Raw genomic sequence first — 18358 nt, 5'->3', positions numbered from 1 at the left:
TTAGCCACGGCTAAAAGGCTCTCGACGCGCGCCAGAACCACTGCGACAAAGGGCGGACCTCGATGAGTCCACATCCCTGGGGAGGGGTTACACCGCATGCGACAACGACACCGCCGTACCTGGTACCGATCACTCGGGATCCTGGTCGGCTCCGCCCTGATCATCGGCCTGCACGGCCCGGCCGCCGAGGCCGCCGCGCAGCGACCGCCCGACAGCAAACCCTTCACACCGCGGAAGGAAAAGTCCGTCCCCGGCGTCAACGCCACCTTCTCACCTGGCAAACCGGACCCGGCCGAAGCCGCCGCCCGCCCCCGCGCCACCGCGGTCACCTGGCCGAGCCCCGGCACGGCGGAGGTCGCCGTACCGCTGGCCGACAGCAGGACACCGTCAGCCCGGCAACCCAGCCAACCCAAACCGGCCAGCCTGATCACGCCGGCCAAGGCCGGGGCGTTGCCGATCGCCATCGCCCCTGCCCACAAGCAATCCAAAGCCCCGGGCACCACACCGGCCAAGGTCAAGGTCGAGCTGGTCGGCCGCAAGGACAACGGCCTCGTACTACGGCTGGCGCGCGCCGACGGGCTCAGGCAGCCCGGCACAGTCAATCTTCAACTCGACTACAGCGCCTTCCGCGACACCTTCGGCGGGGACTGGTCCAGCCGGCTCCGAGTCACCAGTTGTGCTGTCGTGTGTAAACCCATCCCCACCACTAACACCGGCAGCGGTTTCCTGACCGCCGACGTCGGCGCCGACGCCTCCACCACGGAGTACTTCGTCCAAGCCGGCCCGGCCGGCACTTCCGGCGACTTCACGGCCTCATCCCTGGCTCCCACCGCCACCTGGAGCGTCGGCGGCTCAGCCGGCGACTTCACCTGGTCCTATCCGATGACGCTGCCGCCTGGTACAGCCGGTCCGAGGCTCGACCTGACAGTCGCCTACTCCTCGGGCAGCGTCGATGGCCGAACGACCGCCACCAACAACCAGCCGTCCTGGGCCGGGGAGGGCTTCGACCTGACACCGGGCGGCTCGATCGAGCGCCGGTACGCGTCCTGTGCGGCCAAGTCCGAGCAGACCGGGAACAACGGCAAGAAGACGGTCGGCGACCTCTGCTGGGCGACCGACAACGCGACGTACACGTTGAACGGCAAGGGTGGTGAGCTCGTTCAGGACGACCAGACGAAGGTCTGGCACGCCCGCTCCGACGACGGTTCCAAGGTCGAACGGCTGAACAAGGCAGCCAATGGCGACAACGACGGCGAGTACTGGCGGATCACCAGTAAGGACGGCACGCAGTACTATTTCGGCCTGAACCACCTTCCGGGCTGGCAGAACGAGACGCAGAACACCGGCTCGGCGTGGACCGTCCCGGTCTTCGGCAACCACGCGGGCGAGCCCTGCCACTTGGCCGACTTCGCGGCGTCGTACTGCAACCAGGCCTACCGCTGGAACCTCGATTACGTGGTGGATCCACACGGCAACACCATGAGCCTCTTCTACGACCGCGAGCAGGATCACTACTCGCGCAACCAGACCGACACCACCGTCAGCGAATACACCCGGGGCGGCAACATCGCGCGGATCGAGTACGGCCAGCGCGATGGCCAGGTCTACACGACGCCGGCCACTGCCCGAGCCCTTTTCAGCACCGCGGAAAGGTGCAGCGACACGCAATGCACCTCGTATCCGGACACCCCACTCGACCTCGCCTGCGCCAGCACAACCAACTGCAAGAACCACTACAGCCCATCGTTCTGGACCAAGAAACGCCTGGCCAAGGTCACTACCCAGGTTTGGCGAGGTACGACGTTCGGCGACGTCGAATCGTGGACACTGCGACACACCTTCCCCGCCCCCGGTGACGGGACACGCCCCGGCATGTGGCTGGAAGGGATCACCAACACTGGTCTGGTCGGAGGCGCGGTCGCCGCGCCGGAGGTGAACTTCGACGGCATCCAACTGGCCAACCGCGTCGACGGTGTCGACGGCATCCCGCCGCTGAACTGGTGGCGCGTCTCCGCCATCCACTACGGCACCGGTGGCGAGTTGGCCATCGCCTACTCCGGCAAGGACTGCAGCCTGCCCGGCAACGTGCCGGCTCCGGACACCAATGGCAAGCGATGCCATCCGGTCAAGTGGACCCCGGAAGGGCAGGCCGAGCGGCAAGACTGGTTCAACAAGTACGTCGTCACCGATGTCACCGAAAGCGACCTCATCAGCGGTCTGGAGCCGGTCGTCACCCACGTCGAATACCTCTCACCGCCGGCCTGGCATCACGACGAAGAAGACGGCCTGGTCGAGATCGGGCGCAAGACCTGGTCCCAATGGCGCGGCTACGACCGTGTCCGCGTCACCAAAGGCTCCGCAAGCGGCCCGAAGTCCGTCGTCGAGAACCGCTACTTTCGCGGCATGAACGGTGACAAACTCGCCAACGGCGGAACGAAATCGGTCCAGGTCACCGACTCCACCGGAGCCGCGGTCGCAGACTCCGAGCAGTTTGCCGGTCGACCGCGTGAGGTCACCAAGTACGACGGTACTGCGGTGATCGATCGAGTGATCACCGATCATTGGTCATCATCGGCGACCTCCACCCGAACCCGCCCTTGGGGGACCACGCGATCCTTCGCGACCGAACAAGGTGGCCTGCGCCAGGACCAGGCGGTCACCGGCGGACTCCGCAAGACCGCCACAACGAACACTTATGCTGCCGACGGAACCCTGCTGCAGACCAGCGATCTCAACGACGTCAGTACCGCAGCGGACGACCAGTGCACCCGATTCCAGTACGCCGGCAACTCGAGCACTGGTGTGTCCGAGCTACAGGCCCGCGTCCAGTCAGTGTCGGTCGGCTGCGATCAGCCGTGGACCAAGGACGACGTGGTCAACGACGAGCGGCTCTACTACGACAACAGTTCGACCGTCGGCACCGCGACCAAGGGGGACGTGACCAAGGGCGAGCGGCTTGCGGGCTTCGACGCCGCCGGGCAAGCGACCTACCAGACCGTCTTCACCGCCGCGTACGACGCTCTCGGTCGTCCGACAAGCACCACCGACGCCCTCGGTCGGCCGACCCGGACCGAGTTCACACCGGCGACGGCCGGGCCGGTCACCAAAACGGTGGTCACTCGGGCCAACGGGCATCAGACCGTCACCGAGTTCGAACCGGCATGGAACGAGGAGACCACGATCACCGGCCCGGACGGGCGCCGTACCGATGTCGCCTACGACCCGCTCGGCCGCACGACCAAGGTGTGGGAGCCAGGCCGGAAGAAGGGCATCGACACCCCCAACACCGAGTACACCTACCAGATCCGGCCCGACGCTCCCGGAGTGGTCGCCACCAAGGAGCTCCAGGCAGACGGCAGCTTCGAGACCAGCTACGACCTCACGGACGGGCTGATGCGGCCGCGTCAATCACAGGAACCGGCGCCTGGCGGCGGCCGCATGGTGACCGACCACATCTACGATTCCCGTGGGCTGGAGATCAAGCAGAACGGTCCGTACTACAACGACGCGCCACCCGGGACGGCTGTCCTGCTTCCGAACGAAGCGTCGCTGCCGGGGCAGACGATCACGCAGTACGACGCCTCCGAGCAGCCGACAGCGCAGATCTTCCGGTCCGAGGGCCAAGAGAAGTGGCGCACGGCGTACAGCGCTCAGGCCGATCACTACACCACCACGCCGCCTGCTGGTGATCAGCCGAAAACCAAGATCTTCAACAGCGAAGGCCAACTGACCGAACTCCGCCAAGACATGGGAGACGGCGAATTCGACCGCACGCGATACACCTACACGGCAGGCGGTCGGCTCGCCTCCGTCACCGATCCGGCCGACAACGTCTGGCGCTTCACCTATGACGTCAGGGGCCGCAAGGTCAAGGATGACGATCCCGACAAGGGGATCACGACGTACGCCTACAACGACCTGGATCAGATCGTCTCGTCGACTGATGCAACAGGTACGACGCTCGCCTTCAGCTACGACGAGCTCGGCCGGAGAACCTCCGTCCGGGACGGCTCTGTGACAGGTCCGAAGCGCGCGGAGTGGGTCTACGACACGCTGGCCAAAGGTTCTCCGACCTCCGCGACGCGCTACGTCGGCGACGACGCCTACACAACTCGTATCACCGGATACGACACCGCAGGTCGCCCTAAGGGCGCGCAGGTCACAATTCCTGCGTCCGAAGGGGCGCTCGGTGGGACCTATACGACTGAGACGACCTACAACCCGGACGGGACGCCGTCGGCCGAATCACTGCCTGGCATTGCCGACCTGCCGGCCGAGATCCTCCGGTACGGCTACAACGCCGACAGCCGGCCCACCACGCTGGCCAGCGACACCAGCACCTACGTCAGCGATACCGAATACACGCCGTACGGCGAGCAGTCCGTGGTGACGCTGGCCCAGACAGGCGGCAAGTGGGTCCAGAACAACTACGAGTACGAGATCGGCACTCGACGGCTCACCCGAGTCGTCACCGAGCGCCAGACACTGCCTCGACGGGTGGCCGATACGAGCTATGGCTACGACCCGAGTGGCAACGTCACCAAGATCACCGACACGGCCACACAGCCCGGCGAGCAGACCGACACGCAGTGCTTCAAGTACGACAGCCTCCGGCGACTGACCGACGCGTGGACACCTGGCGCCGGTGACTGCGCCGCAGCGCCCGCTCAGTCGGCACTGGGCGGCCCTGCGCCGTACTGGCACTCGTGGACCTTCGACAAGACAGGGAACCGCAAGACCGAGACGCGGACATCACCAGCCGGTACATCGACCAGCTCCTATACGTACCCGGCGCCCGGAGACGGCCAGCCCCATGCAGTCCGGAACGTCAGCACGACCGGACCGACCGGCACTGCGGTCGACGAGTACAGCTACGACCGGTCCGGCAACCTGAAGCAACGCAACGGCGACACCTTCAGCTGGGATGCGGAGGGTCACTTGGAGAAGGTCGTGAAGGACAGCGCCACGACGTCCTTCCTGTACGACGCCGAAGGCAACCGCATCATTCGCCGCGACTCCTCGGGAACGACGCTGTATCTGGGGAAGACCGAAGTACTGATGCATCCGGACGGCACCCTGACCGGAACCAGGTACTACAGCCATGGCGACAAGCTCGTGTCGGTACGGACCGGCGCCAAGGTCAGCTGGGTGGGCACCGATCTCCAGGGGACGCCGAAACTCACCGTCGATGCCACGACCCAGCAGGTACAGCGGCGGCGTACCGATCCGTACGGCAATGCCCGCGGCCCACAGCCGACGGCCTGGCCGGGACAGAAGGACTTCGTCGGCGGTACCGGTGATCCGTCCACCGGGCTGGTCCACCTCGGCGCTCGCGAATACGACCCGAGGATCGGCAAGTTCGTTTCAGTCGACCCGGTGCCGGACTACCAAGACCCGCAGCAGCTGAACGGGTACAGCTACGCACAGAACAACCCGACCAGCTTCAACGACGCCGACGGCCGGTTCGCCGTGGTGATCGCCGGCGTCGCGGTTGCCATGACGGTCGGTCAGTTGGTGATGGCGATCGCCATCGTGGTCGTCGTCGTCGCAGTCCTTGCCTACATCTTCGTTCCACAGGCCAGGGACGAGGTGAAGGATTTCTGGGACGGCGTCAAAGGCTTGTGGAACAAGGTGGTCGACACTGTCGTCACCTGGGTCAAGCAGCAAGTGACGATGTGGAAGAAGATCACCCAGCGGGTGGTCAAGTGGATCGCCAAGAAGGTCACCCGGCCGGCCAGCAAGGCTCGCACCTCCGCGCCGAAGACCCCGAAGCCACCACGCGTCAACCCGAAGAAGCCGCCGAAGCAGTTCCGTCGGCCACCACAGCACCGGAATCAGCCGAAACCCGGAAGGCACCGCAAACCGGACGGCGACTACCAGGGCAAGCACGAGGCACCGGAGAGCGACACCTTCCTGCGCGAACCCGCAACCAAACTCCCCAAGCAGCAACGCCTGCCCGACGAGTACAAGCAGCTCCCCAAACGCGACCCGTCCACATGGAAGGGCGAGAAAGCCGATCCGGTGCGGGAGCCGTGGCAACCAACCCCGGGAGATGTACCAAACGACGGACAGAAGATCGGCTACATCATCTTCAGGCTCCTGGACATTCTCCGCCGCTACGGCGGCGGACCACTGGACTGACCTGATGACTGTTTAGTTCTGCCTTAATAGCGGTGTCCGAAACCAGTGATTGGCGTGACGATGATCAAGAAGCCCTGCTGCTGACATTCCTTACCGAAGGGAAGCATCCGTGTACACCAACTCGCCAAGACGGATCCTCGCTCACCTCGCGATGATTGGCGCAGTTCTTGCGACGACTCTGGCCGCACCGGCGGCCACCACCCGGGCTGTGGCGACACCTGAACCTGCAGCGTCATCCTTCCGGATCCAGAACCTCTACAGCAGCCTCTGCCTCGTGAACTACAGCCGTAACGACAAAGCCTACATGGGAAATTGCCAGAATGACGCATATAGATTCTGGGTGTTGGATCCGATTCCTAACGGAAAGTACCGGATCAGGAACGTCCGGAACGGATCCTGCCTAGATGTGTTCCAGTACGAAGTTTATGGGCATACGTGCAATTCGGCCGAGCCAGATCAAGACTGGGAGGTAAACCTGTCGCGTGGATTGATCCGCAACCCGCAGTGGGCCCGATGCCTGCGAATCAGCGGACCGCGCGACCTGCTATTGGTCGAATGTGATCCTGGAAGTCTGTACCAACTCTGGCGAAGGGTCTGACTCAGAATCCCACCCAGGCATCAAGCGGCGCCAGGGCGAGACCAGCAGGTGTCTCGCCCTGGCGCTGTCGTGCTTGTAGGAGGAGCCTCAGGTGCTGCGGCTCGTCTTCCGCGGACTCGCGCAAAGAGAACTACGAGGCTTCACACGTCCCAGGCAGGCGACAACACCTTCCGTCGCAGCAAACCTTCCAGATCCGTTCCAGGAAAGCTGCAACCGTTCGTGCTCCCCCGTTGGTCTAACGTCATGAGTTGGACGCGAAGGGGATGGTGTTCTTGCTCTTCAACGTGCTGGGGACGTTTGAGGTTCAGGATGCGGATGGTGGGCGGATCAAGGCCGGGGGCGGCAAGCAACTCACCGCGCTCGGCGTCCTGTTGTTGTTCGCCAACCGTTGGGTCAGCTCACACCGCCTGATCGACTTCTTGTGGGAAACAGATCCGCCCCGTTCCGCGGCAGGCAACTTGTCGACCTATCTGTGGGGTCTTGGGCTGGTGCTGCCGCCGACTCGGGCGGGAGCGGCGCGGATCGGGCGGGGGTCGGGGCGCTATCGGCTGAGTGTCGAGCGGGCCGAGCTCGACAGTTTCACTTTCGAGGATCTAGTGGCTGCAGGGCGCCAGGCCGAGGACGCGGGCGACCGTGAGGAAGCCGCGGCCCGGTTCGAAGAGGCCTTGGGATTATGGCGAGGCGTGCCGTTCGAAGGCCTCGGGTCCCCGATGCTGCACGAGGCTGCGGCGCCGCTGCTGGAGAGTCGCTGGCAGGTCGAGGAGGAGCTGATCGATCTGCGGCTGGAACTCGGGCAGCACGCGGCGGTGATCGGCCGGGTGCAAGAGGCGGTGACCGCGCAGCCGACGCGGGAACATCGGTGGGAGCAACTGATGCTCGCGTTGGACGGCTGCGGGCGGCGTGCCGAAGCACTCGACGCGTTCCAGCGGGTCTACCGGTTCCTCGGCGAAGAGTTGGGTGTCGAACCAGGTCCGCGGCTCAAGGAACTACAAGCTCAGATTCTGTCGGCAACTCGACCAACAGCGGATCGCCCCAAGCCATCAGCGATGCCGGGGGTCCTGGTACCGGCGCAGTTGCCTGCTGCGGTGCCGGATTTCACCGGTCGCCGGGATGCCTTGAAGTACCTCGACAATCTTGTCTCCCTGGAGAGCGGCGTGTCCGCGGTCGTGATCAGTGCCATCACCGGTACGGCGGGAGTCGGGAAGACCGCGCTGGCCGTTCACTGGGCGCACTCCGTGGCTGACCGTTTCGCCGATGGGCAGCTGTACCTCAATCTGCAGGGCTACTCGACCGGCCGCCCGATCGAACCAGGCCAGGCACTCGAATGGATGCTCCACGCGCTCGGCGTACCGGGAGACCAGGTCCCGCCTGATCTGGAGTCGAAGACAGGCATGTACCGGTCTGCGCTGGCCGGGCGTCGGCTGCTGATCGTGCTTGACAACGTGAGCGCCGTCTCCCAGGTCCGCCCGCTGCTTCCAGGCTCACCAGGCTGTCTTGCCCTCATCACCAGCCGAGATTCCCTGACCGGCTTGGTCGCGCTCAACGGCGCGCGACGGGTCGACCTCGGCGTACTGACTGACGAGGAGTCGCTCGATCTACTGGCCCGCCTGCTCGGCCCCGAGCGGGTGGAAGCGGAGTCGGCCGCCGTCGCGAGGCTCATCGAACTCTGCGCACGCCTCCCGCTCGCGCTGCGCCTGGCGGCCGCCGGCATCGGCGCGACCATCGCCGACTCGGTCGACCGCCTCGCAGAGGATCAGCTCGGGCTCCTCGCCGTCGACGGTGATCCCGAGGCCGTCGTACGGCGGCAGTTCGACCACTCGTATCTCCGCCTGACCGGGCCGCAGCAACGCATGTTCCGGCTGCTCGGCCTGATCCCGATGCCCGAGGTGGGCCCGTATGCCGCGGCCGCCCTCGCCGACGTCTCGGTCGTGGAGGCGACCCGACTGTTGCGGCAGTTGGTCGCGGCACATCTCGTGGAGGAGCCGGTCACCGACCGGTACACCTTTCACGACCTCCTGCGGGCCTATGCCGTGCAACTGGTACAGCAGGAAGATTCAGCCGCCGACCGCGATGCGGCAAGCGACCGGCTAGCCGACTGGTACCTGACAGCGGCCGGCGCCGCCATGAACCAGATCGACCCGCGACGGGTCCAGCTGCCGAATCCCCCGGCGCCGCCGCCCATCGGCGTACCGGTCTTCGAGACCCATCAACAGGCGATGGAGTGGCTGGAAGCCGAGCGGCCTGCCCTGCTGGCCTTGACGGCGGATGCAGGGCGGCGAGGCCGCAACGATCGCGTGTGGCAGTTCCCGCAGACGCTCTGGCGGTTCTTCTACATTCGTGGCTACCAGCAGGACTGGATCAGCACCCACGAAGCCGCATTGAAGGCGTGCGAGCAAATGGGTGGCGAATGGGCTCTGGGAGAGACACTGCACAACCTCGCCGGGGCTTGGCGACGTTCTGGAGACACCGCTGTAGCTATCGCGTACGGCGAGCGCGCGCTCGTGATGCGTCGTCGATGCGGTGATCTAGCCGGCGAGGCAGCCACCCTGGGCACTCTCGGGACGATTCGGATGATGCTCGGCGAGAACCTGCTGGCGCGCGACGATCTCGAGCAATGTCTTGCGATCCTCCGGGTGACAGCCGGGCCTCCCCATCGCGCGATGGCGCTGATCAACCTGGGTCTGCTCGATCATGCGACCGGACGCAACGCGGAGGCGCTCGATCGGCTCGGAGAGGCACTGGAACTGTTCCGTCAGTCAGGGAACCGGATCGGTGAAGCCCATGCTCTTGGCGCGCTCGGCAAGACGTACGAGGCACTGAGCGATTATCCCGCGGCCCTCGAACACCAACAGGCTGCCCTCGAACTGCACCGCGAACTCGGCGAACGCTGGAGCGAGGCGAACGCCATCAGCAATCTCGGCTCGGTGCTCTGCCGGCTCGGCCGGTACGACGAGTCGCTGCAGCATCAGAAGGAGGCGCTTGCCATCAGCAACGAGCTCGGCGACAGCGAACTGGAGAGCAGCATCCGGAACAGTCTCGGCGAGCACCACCTCGCCGTCGCCGACCATGACGCGGCCGCCACAGAGTACGAGCTGGCACTGCGCCACGCCCTCCGCACCGGCAACCGCCGAACGCAAGCCGCCGCCCACCACGGCCTCGCCCGAGCCAACCACACACTCGACCGGCACGACGTGGCCCACCGCCAGTGGCACCAGGCACTAGCTCTGTACGCCGACCAGCACCTCCCCGAGGCCGATGCCCTCCGCACAGAAATCGCGACCCTGGACGAAACCTGCGCCGTACCGTAAGCAGTTGGAAGTCGCTTGGAACTTTTCTGGAAGTCGGTCTGTGAGCATGCGGAGAACGGCCGATCACGGACGGGGGAAGCGATGGTGCTGCGGATCTACTTCACGAGCGAGGACCTTCGGAGAGTGCGGATCGCGGGCGGGCCGCACCCGTTGTGGGAACTGGTCCTGAGTATCAACTGTCTCCAGCAAGACGATTTGCCGCCGCAGTACTGGAGCTGGCGGGACTCGGTGGGGACCCGGGGCCGCGCTCGCGCACTCGATGCTAGGGTGCTGCAGTCCGCGTGCGCCGTGGTCCCAGCCGCCGGCAACTTCGCCGACTTCCTGACCCCCACAGTCGATGAGCTCGATGCACAGGCTCACTTCGAGTCCATGCTGGCACTGCCGGCCGCCGCTGTGCGGGCCGATCTCACCCGCACCTACCGCCGCCTCGACCAGCCACCACGCTGGGCCCACCGGTTGCACGAACTAGGCCGACCCGACGGGGTGGTCCGACTCCTGCGCGACTACCGGGCCATCGCACTGCAAGGCCCGGTCTGGGGCGAGGTACATCGACACGTCGAGACCGCCCGGGCCCGCTACGCACATGACCTCCTGAGCGGCGGGCTCGACGTTCTACTAGCCGGCCTGCACCCGTCGATCCGCTGGAAAGCGCCCGTCCTCGAGGCGGACTACTCGTACGATCTGGATCTCGAACTGGGCGGTCGCGGCCTGCAGATCGTCCCGGCGTACTTCAACTTCGGCGGACCCCTCACCTTCATCGACGGCGACCAGCCACCGACCCTGGTCTGCCCAGCTGTCCGGGACTGGGACGGCATCGGCACGATCACCCCAACCATTGACACCATCGCCGGCCTCGGCGACCTGATCGGCCATACCCGCGCCAAACTGCTCGCCGCTGTCGGCATCGCCGCGTCCACCAACCAACTGGCTCACCGCCTACACGTCACCCCGGCCGCCATCAGCCAACATACAAAGACCCTGCGCGAGGCCGGCCTCGTAACCACCACCCGAACCGGTCAATCCGTCCGCCACGCCGTCACCCCGCTGGGCCGTTCTCTGCTCAGATCCGACCGTTGACCGCATACGGCCGAGCGCGATGTCGTCGACGGCCCGGCGCCTCTGTGCGGTGAGCTCAGGCGCGGACCAGCAGCATCACCTCGGACGCTAGATGGCTGTTGGTCCGCCGGGCCTCCAGGCAGTGCATGCTGCTGTGGACGCCACGGAGGCCATTCGCGACCTCGTCGTCGAACATGTCGGCCACGACGGTGGCGGCCAGTAGGCCCAGCCGAGCTGCAGGTCCCCTGGCCGACACCAGCTCCGGGGATGCTGTGATCGCCGTCACCGTGCCGACGGCCAGCGTGGTCATCCGGCGAGCCAGGATGCGCCAGGCCTGTTGATCGCGTTTGCCTTCGGCGCCGCTGTAGGCCGGTCCGCTCCACTTCGCGTACTTCAGTTGCTGGGCGGTGCCGCGCAGTATGAAAGGCGCCACCTCGGGGATGACCGGCGTAACAGCGCGAGACTCGTCGAGGAGCGCGGCGACGAATTGGACGAAGTGCTCCCAGGATTGGCCGGGTCGAGCTTTGGAGCGTGGCGGTTGCCAGGTCGACAGCAAGACGCTGAATGCGAGGACGACCAGCTCGACGTCCTCGCCGGCGAGCCGGCGAGCTGTGTTTCCGTCCGCCATCTCCAGCAGGTCCTGTTGCAAGAGGTGCAGATCATCTGCTTGCAGCGAATGGGTCAGGACAATGTCCAGTGCCTGACCCAACGCCTCGGACACCGCGGGGTTCCGGCGTACGGCGTTCCGGAGCCCCTTGACCGCGCGCGCCTCGCCATCCATCCCGGCCATGATCAGGCCATCGGCAAAGCCTCTGACGCGCTCGATCTGCTGCGCCAACTCGCGGCCCTGGGACAGGTCCCCGTTGCGGCTTCTCGCGATCGCCCGGTCAATGTGATTCGGATCGACCACCAGCGCCGGCGTCTCACTCTCGCCGAGCTTCTTCAGCCTGGCCAACGGATCGGTGAAGTCACGGGCAGACGCCAGGTCGACCTTGCGAACGAGGCTGTACGACATAACGAACGGCAACATGCCTGAGAGCCCAGTCAGGTCACTCCGAACCACCGCACGCAGCTGATCAACGGGCGCGAGGTATGGGTGCCGGCCCGTCTCGGGCACGAACAGCCGCGGACCGCCGTACCGGTCCGCGCTCGGAGGCTCTTCGTCGTCGTACCAGATTGTTCGCTGGGTCAGGTCGACGACAACTCCGGTCATCGGATCTGCCAGTTCCGTGCGCGTCGGAAGCCGGTACGCCGTGCCGTCGTCGAACAGTCCGTTGGTCCAGGCAACGAAGTCGGCCACCTCCCGCGAGCCGACGCCGATCGCCTCTGCCGTGTCGTCCTGCGCTTGGACCGGCACCGTCTGATCAGGCGAAGGGTCACCCCACTGTTCGTACAAGTGGACCATCGACAAGGGAATCGGACGTGCGCACGCCACCGCGCCCGTCGCCAGAGTCACCGTATGCCGAAGGCTTCGGGATGCGCGGACCGCTGCGATCAGCCGTCGGTGCGCTTCGCGAGCCGACTCATCGGCGTCCGCTGGTACGGCGTACAGCAGTCCTTCCAGCTTCTTGATCAGGTCGCCGTCGACCTCGCGCGCCTCATCCATGCAGTCGAAGGCTAGTGCGAGCGCGTCGACCGACCCGATGTGCAGACACGCCTCGACGACGGACGACGCGTTCGCATTGGCCGCCCACAACAGGATGGTCTCGCGCCACCACGGGTTCCCGACCATCGACGGCAGCAGATCGCTCGTCGGACTGTCCCGGATCTCCACCGCAGCCAGGTACTCCTGCAACGTCTGGTGAGCGAACGAGTACATGCCGATCTCACGCTCGACAACCAGGCCGCTCTTCGTCAGTTCGCCGAGGAACGCGCTCGCGGAGACCGTTCTCGGGATCCGGCCCAGCATCGGCCCGATGATGGTTTGCGCGGCCTCCGGCGTGACGTCGCGGACCTCCTGCGACATCATCGCCAGCGCCAGCTCGCGCACAACCTTGGCGCGTTGCTCCGGCTTGAGCTGCGACGCGGCCGGAAGGTTCTTGGCCTCCTGGCGACGCTGCAGCAGCAGGTCGCACATCTCGCCGTACAAGGCCGCTCGGCTACCGGGCAAGGCACCGCGGTACTTGTGCACGTTGGCGATCATCGTCAGCAGCATCGGGTTCGCCGCCAGGTCGTACAACGACGGTTGCTGCCGCATTCGCCGCAGCAGGTCCTCGGAGTGCTCGTCGGCGAGCCGCCGCGTCCGCTCGCTGCTCTCCCCTGTACTGCGACACTCGATCGCGTAGTACCACCCATGGACGAACTTGACGATCTGGTCCCCGGTGAACCGCCGTACCTGAAGAACGTCCGCACCGGTCAGCGGGTTCGCTTGATAGCCGTGTGGCCGCGACGTCAGCACGTAGGTGTTCTCCGGATATCGCGCCACCTGATCGCGGACCCAGCTCGTCGTCAGGCCACGTTGTTCCTCAACAGCGACCTCATCGAGACCGTCGAGCATGACGACGCATTGCCCTCGTTGCAGGCACCGCTCGAACCAGTCGGCGGTCACCATGCCCCGCAACCAGGTCACCCCGGCCGCAAGCTCGGCCACAGTCACCGCGGGATTGCGGACGATCTCCTGGACGTGGTCGCGCAGGTACAGAACAATCGGCAACGCCCGCTTTCCTCGCCGATGTTCACCGAGCGACATCGCGGTATGCCGCAGCAACGTGGTCTTCCCGGACCCTGGGCCACCGATCACCGCGAACACCCGCGGTCCGCCGCTGACCAGGAACGACTCCAGCGTACGACGATCTCCTACCGCGAACTCCGGTCCGACGAAGGGCGCATGCGCGGTGGTCTGCAAAGGCGACGGCGCCAGGCTGACGTCGACGTAGATGTGCTTGAGCTGCAGGGAGAACTCCCCCTGCGTCGCCATACCAAGCATCTCAACGTCGCGCACACTAGCCAGCAACTGATGGATGTACCGGGCCCGGTATCCCCGGACCATCGCGCTCAGCCGACGATCCAAGCCTCCTGACAGCCGCCCGACCCACAGATCGCCGACCGTACGCGTCACGCGCAGCACGAAACGAATCGTGCTCACCGCGATCCAATACACACAGACGAAAACGATCGTCAGGACAACGTTGTCCTGGGCCTTGTCCCACAACCATCCGGTGACCAGCACGGGCGGACCGAGAGTGATCAGCGGCGGAACGATCCGCGCCACTTTCCCCGACTCGCCCGCACTGCCGGTCGGCCCTTCTTGAACCTTCATTCTTCTCCCCGAGCAACTACTGAGGGTGCAGAACATATACCCACCGCAGCCGGTCGGCGAGCCCTCCAACGACAGCAGAACTCACCTTTGATCAAACTTAAGACTCTCGAAATTCGTCGGGGTGCGCCGACTTGCGGCCTACGCCGAAAGACACTCGACTGTCACCGCGCCGGCATCTCGACGTCGCGGAGCACGACGCGCGACGCCGACAAGTGGCTGGATCCGCTGGGCGCCTTCGAAGCTGTCGCGGATCCCGCAGGTGCGACGGGGCGGAACCGGACCGATCGCCTTGAGTGGAGTTTGGTCTGGTCCGCACTCCACAGCCGCTTCTCGATCGAGCCACGCCCGAAGCGCGAGCGCTTGAACACAGCCGCTCAGGTGAGGCTGTCGGTGGCATTGGTCGACTGGTGGGGTGAGTGCTAAGACATGCTGGGCGCGGCTACCGGCCAGGGCGACCAATGTGAGGTCGTGACCTTGGTTGATGGCGCGTGTCATAGCCGAACTGGGCGCGCAGTCGTCCCATGAGATCGTCTCGTTCAGGATCAAGTCTGAGCTTGGGCTCGTTATTGACACCGCCGCGAGTTCGGCGTCAGAACGCACCCCTTTACGCACCTCAATCAGCGCGAGACGATGGACAGCGATGAGAACTCACGATCACCCGTGAGCTGCGGAATCCCTTACCAGCAGGCGATTCCGCGCATTAATGACAACCAACGATCAGCCTCAGCTGGAAATCAGCGGGTTCGGGGTTCGAGTCCCTGGTTGCCGCCGTTGCTCGGGCTTTCGCCGTCCTTTTAGGTGTGGGTGGCTTGGGCGTGGAGGTGGTTGAAGGCGGATGGGGCCTGCACGTGGGCGTTGTGGCCGAGGCCGGGCAGGGTGAGGGTTTGGTCGTGCAGGGCGGCTAGGTCGGTGTCGGTGTTCATTGGGTCTAGTTCGCCGCGCGCCAGGAGGACGTCCGCCTGGCTTGCCGCGATCAGTTGGGGCATCTGGGGCGCCCCGACGCCGAAGGTGGCCGGATCCATGGCGAGCCGCCAGCGACCGTCGACCTCCTGCAACCCCTCGTCCACGGACTCGTCGGCCGGATCCACCAGGCCTTGCAGCCCGGATACCTTGAGGTATCGCGCGGCTGCTTCCTCCCGGCTGTCGAACCAGGCGACCTCCTTCTGCGCCAAGGCGGCGGCCTTGGCGAGTTCGGCGTCCGTCCAGGACACCTTCACGCCAAGGGCGATTACGCGGTCAACCTGTACGCCGTACCGTCCGCTGGCCAGCTCGAGCGCGAGGACCCCGCCTAACGAGTGTCCGACGACGACCAGGCCTCGCCGTACCGGCAGCGCCTCAGCCAGGGCGGCCGTCATGGACTCGAACGTGTAGTGCGCCAACGGCGCCGTCCGCCCATGCCCGGGCAAGTCCCGCGCTAGCCGCGGCTGCGGCCACCCGTCCCACACGCGCCCCGTCGCCCCAAGCCCATGCAACAACACCAATGAACCCATGCCAGCCAGGCTGACACAGCAGACCCACCACGCGCCACGACGCGCTAGCTGAGATTGAGGTCGGTTGAGAGGGGGAGGTCTGTGACTGAGGAGCCGGCTCGGAGGGTGAAGGTGCCGGGCTCGGTGGTCCAGGTGTTGTCCCAGTGGTGGAAGGTGTGGTTGTGCAGGGGGATGGTGAGTTCGGTGGTCTCGCCTGCTTGCAGGCGTACGACGGCGAAGCCGGCTAGCCAGCGGAGTGGGCGATCTACGGTGGTTTCGGGGCGTTCGGCGTATACCTGGACGACGTGTTTGCCGGGTCGTCGGCCGGTGTTCCGGACGGTTACCGAGGCGGTGGTCGCGGTGGCTTGGAGGTCGGACAGGGACCAGGTGGTGTAGCCGAGGCCGTGGCCGAATTCGAACGCGGGCTCGGTTCCGGCGCGGAGCCAGGCGCGATAGCCGAGGTGGATGCCTTCGTCGTAGCGGACCGTCCCGTTGTGCGGCGTGACGTCGATGACCGGTACGTCGGCCTCGTCGCGCGGCCACGTCGTGGGGAGTCGGCCGCCGGGCTCGGCGAGGCCGAGAAGTACGTCGGCCAATGCGTTGCCGTACTCCTGGCCGCCGAAGTAGGTGACCAGGAGGGCCGCGACCTCGTCACGCCACGGCAGCAGGACGGGTGAGCCCGCGTTGACGACGACTACCGTCCGGGGGTTCGCGGCGACGACGGCCCGGACGAGGTCGTCCTGGCGGCCGGGGAGTGCGAGGGTGGTCCGGTCGTGGCCCTCGGATTCGACCTTGGAGTTGGTGCCGACCACCACGACCGCCACCTCCGCGGCGCGGGCGGCGGCGACGGCTTCGTCGATCAGCGCCTGCGGGTTCGAGCGGTCCGGCTCGAGTCCGACGGTGATACTCAGGGCGTTGCCGAGGCCGCCGTCCGCGGTCGGCACTTCGAGCTCTACGCGGATGTCGACCGGCCGGCCGGCGACCAGGTCGAGCGGGGTGGAGACGGACGGCGGGGACAGCAGGGCGGCGCCGAGATCGGTGCCGGCCGGTACGACGAATTCCTCCTGAAGAAGGTTGCCATCGGCAAAGATACGGCCACGGCCGACCGAGGCGAACCCGAGCAGCGCCGATGCGGACTCCGTCGGTGTGTACGTCGTACTGAACTCGAAGACCGCGGTGTCGGCGATCGGCGCGTCCCCACCGAGGTAGACGAGCGCGCTGGAGAAGCGATCCTCGGCGTACAGCTCGGACCCGTCCGCGGCGAGGAAGCGTGCCCGGGCGCCGGGTCGGCCGGTGACCGGGTTGGTCATCGTCGACAGCGGCAACTCCGCGACACCCTCCTGGACCACCGCGCCGATCGAGTAGGTCACCTCAGCAGCGGGCAGCGCGGCCCGGAGTCCATCGAGCGGTGAGACCACCGACGAGGGTATGACGGTCGCGCTACCACCGCCCTGGGTCCGCGCGTCCCGCGCGTTGTGGCCGATGACCGCGACCCGCTGGAGCCCGGTCGCGTTCCAGGGCAGCTCGTCGGCGTTGCGCAGCAGGACCGATCCTTCGGCCGCCGCGGAGCGCGCGAAGGCGACTGTGTCGATCGACGGAACGGCAACTCGCTTCACGAACCCTTCGAGCGCGCCGACCCGGGCAGCCAGCGCGAGCAGACGCAGCACCTTCCGGTCGATCGCCTCCTCCTTGACCGCTCCCGACTGCACAGCCTCGACCAAGGCGTCGCCCCACGCCCCGACCGGGCCCGGCATCGCCAGGTCCTGCGGGTAGTTGGCGCTTTCCACGCTGCGTACGGCGGTCCAGTCGCTGACCACGACGCCGTCGAAGCCCCACTCGCTGTTCAGTGGAGTCTCGAGCAACTCGTTCTCCGACGCGGTCGCACCGTTGATCGAGTTGTAGGCACTCATCACCAGCCAGGCCTTCGACTCGGTGACCGCCTTCTCGAAGGCGAGCAGGTACACCTCGCGCAGCGCCCGCTCGCTGACCACGACATCGGCGGTGAAGCGGTCGGTCTCGAAATCGTTGGCCACATAGTGTTTCGGGGTGGCGCCGACGCCGAGCTCCTGGACGCCGGCCACGTAGGCGGCGGCGAGCTCGGCGGTCAGGACCGGGTCCTCGCTGAACGCCTCGAAATGACGCCCACCGAGGGGCGATCGGTGCAGATTGATCGTCGGGCCGAGCACCACGTCCACGCCCTTGCGACGGGCTTCGAGCGCGGACACCACGCCGTACCGGTGCGCGATCTCGAGATCCCAGGACGACGAGAGCGCGGTCGCGGACGGCAGGTTGAGCGACGGATCGCGCTCGTCCCAGACCGGGCCCCGTACGCCGCTCGGACCGTCGGACAGGATCATCGACCGCAGCCCGATCGCGGGGAGCGGGTGCGTCGACCAGAAGTCCTGTCCGGTGAGGATCCGGACCTTGTCCTCGAGCGTGAGGCGACCGAGGCGATCGGCGAAGTCAGCGGGAGTCGGGCTCATGAGTGTCACTGTAGGCGCGAAAACCGAGTGATGCTAGGTTTTGG

The 18358-nt window shown here is 66.2% G+C and carries 7 protein-coding genes; 4 read left to right on the top strand and 3 right to left on the bottom strand.

The genetic code is table 11. The annotated features are described in order from the left end of the window. Positions 1-96: 96 nt before the first annotated feature. The 4 genes from ACFTSF_RS26330 to ACFTSF_RS26315 all read left to right on the top strand — a co-directional run bounded on the left by ACFTSF_RS26330 (position 97) and on the right by ACFTSF_RS26315 (position 11124). Complete coding sequence (locus ACFTSF_RS26330) at positions 97-6141, top strand: RHS repeat-associated core domain-containing protein (RefSeq protein WP_380156452.1); 6045 nt, start codon at positions 97-99, stop codon at positions 6139-6141. Positions 6142-6292: 151 nt separating this feature from the next. Beyond that, on the top strand, positions 6293-6739 hold the full coding sequence (locus ACFTSF_RS26325) for a ricin-type beta-trefoil lectin domain protein (protein WP_380156882.1): 447 nt from the start codon (positions 6293-6295) through the stop codon (positions 6737-6739). 248 nt (positions 6740-6987) lie between these two features. Further along, on the top strand, positions 6988-10047 hold the full coding sequence (locus ACFTSF_RS26320; RefSeq protein ID WP_380156450.1) for a BTAD domain-containing putative transcriptional regulator: 3060 nt from the start codon (positions 6988-6990) through the stop codon (positions 10045-10047). Positions 10048-10128: 81 nt separating this feature from the next. After that, a complete protein-coding gene (locus ACFTSF_RS26315; protein WP_380156448.1) occupies positions 10129-11124 on the top strand; it encodes an ArsR/SmtB family transcription factor in 996 nt (331 codons plus the stop codon). Positions 11125-11179: 55 nt separating this feature from the next. On the opposite strand, the gene ACFTSF_RS26310 is transcribed toward ACFTSF_RS26315, so the two are convergent. From ACFTSF_RS26310 to ACFTSF_RS26300, 3 genes are all read right to left on the bottom strand, one after another. Beyond that, positions 11180-14362 (bottom strand): NACHT domain-containing protein, encoded by a 3183-nt coding sequence (locus tag ACFTSF_RS26310; RefSeq protein WP_380156446.1) that lies wholly within the window; start codon positions 14360-14362, stop codon positions 11180-11182. Between the two features lie 794 nt (positions 14363-15156). Next, positions 15157-15852 (bottom strand): alpha/beta fold hydrolase, encoded by a 696-nt coding sequence (locus ACFTSF_RS26305; protein WP_380156444.1) that lies wholly within the window; start codon positions 15850-15852, stop codon positions 15157-15159. 44 nt (positions 15853-15896) lie between these two features. Beyond that, positions 15897-18314, bottom strand: a complete 2418-nt coding sequence (locus tag ACFTSF_RS26300; RefSeq protein ID WP_380156442.1) for a glycoside hydrolase family 3 protein — start codon at positions 18312-18314, stop codon at positions 15897-15899. Positions 18315-18358: the final 44 nt, after the last annotated feature.

Source organism: Kribbella sp. NPDC056951 (assembly GCF_042674205.1).
Lineage (GTDB): Bacteria > Actinomycetota > Actinomycetes > Propionibacteriales > Kribbellaceae > Kribbella > Kribbella yunnanensis.
This window is presented reverse-complemented; position numbering and strand designations above follow the sequence as displayed.

Coding starts and splice junctions, on each gene's coding strand:
- ACFTSF_RS26305 (WP_380156444.1), bottom strand. CDS start 15,852: ATGGGTTCATTGGTGTTGTTGCATGGGCTTGGGGCGACGGGGCGCGTG.
- ACFTSF_RS26310 (WP_380156446.1), bottom strand. CDS start 14,362: ATGAAGGTTCAAGAAGGGCCGACCGGCAGTGCGGGCGAGTCGGGGAAA.
- ACFTSF_RS26330 (WP_380156452.1), top strand. CDS start 97: ATGCGACAACGACACCGCCGTACCTGGTACCGATCACTCGGGATCCTG.
- ACFTSF_RS26315 (WP_380156448.1), top strand. CDS start 10,129: ATGGTGCTGCGGATCTACTTCACGAGCGAGGACCTTCGGAGAGTGCGG.
- ACFTSF_RS26325 (WP_380156882.1), top strand. CDS start 6,293: ATGATTGGCGCAGTTCTTGCGACGACTCTGGCCGCACCGGCGGCCACC.
- ACFTSF_RS26300 (WP_380156442.1), bottom strand. CDS start 18,314: ATGAGCCCGACTCCCGCTGACTTCGCCGATCGCCTCGGTCGCCTCACG.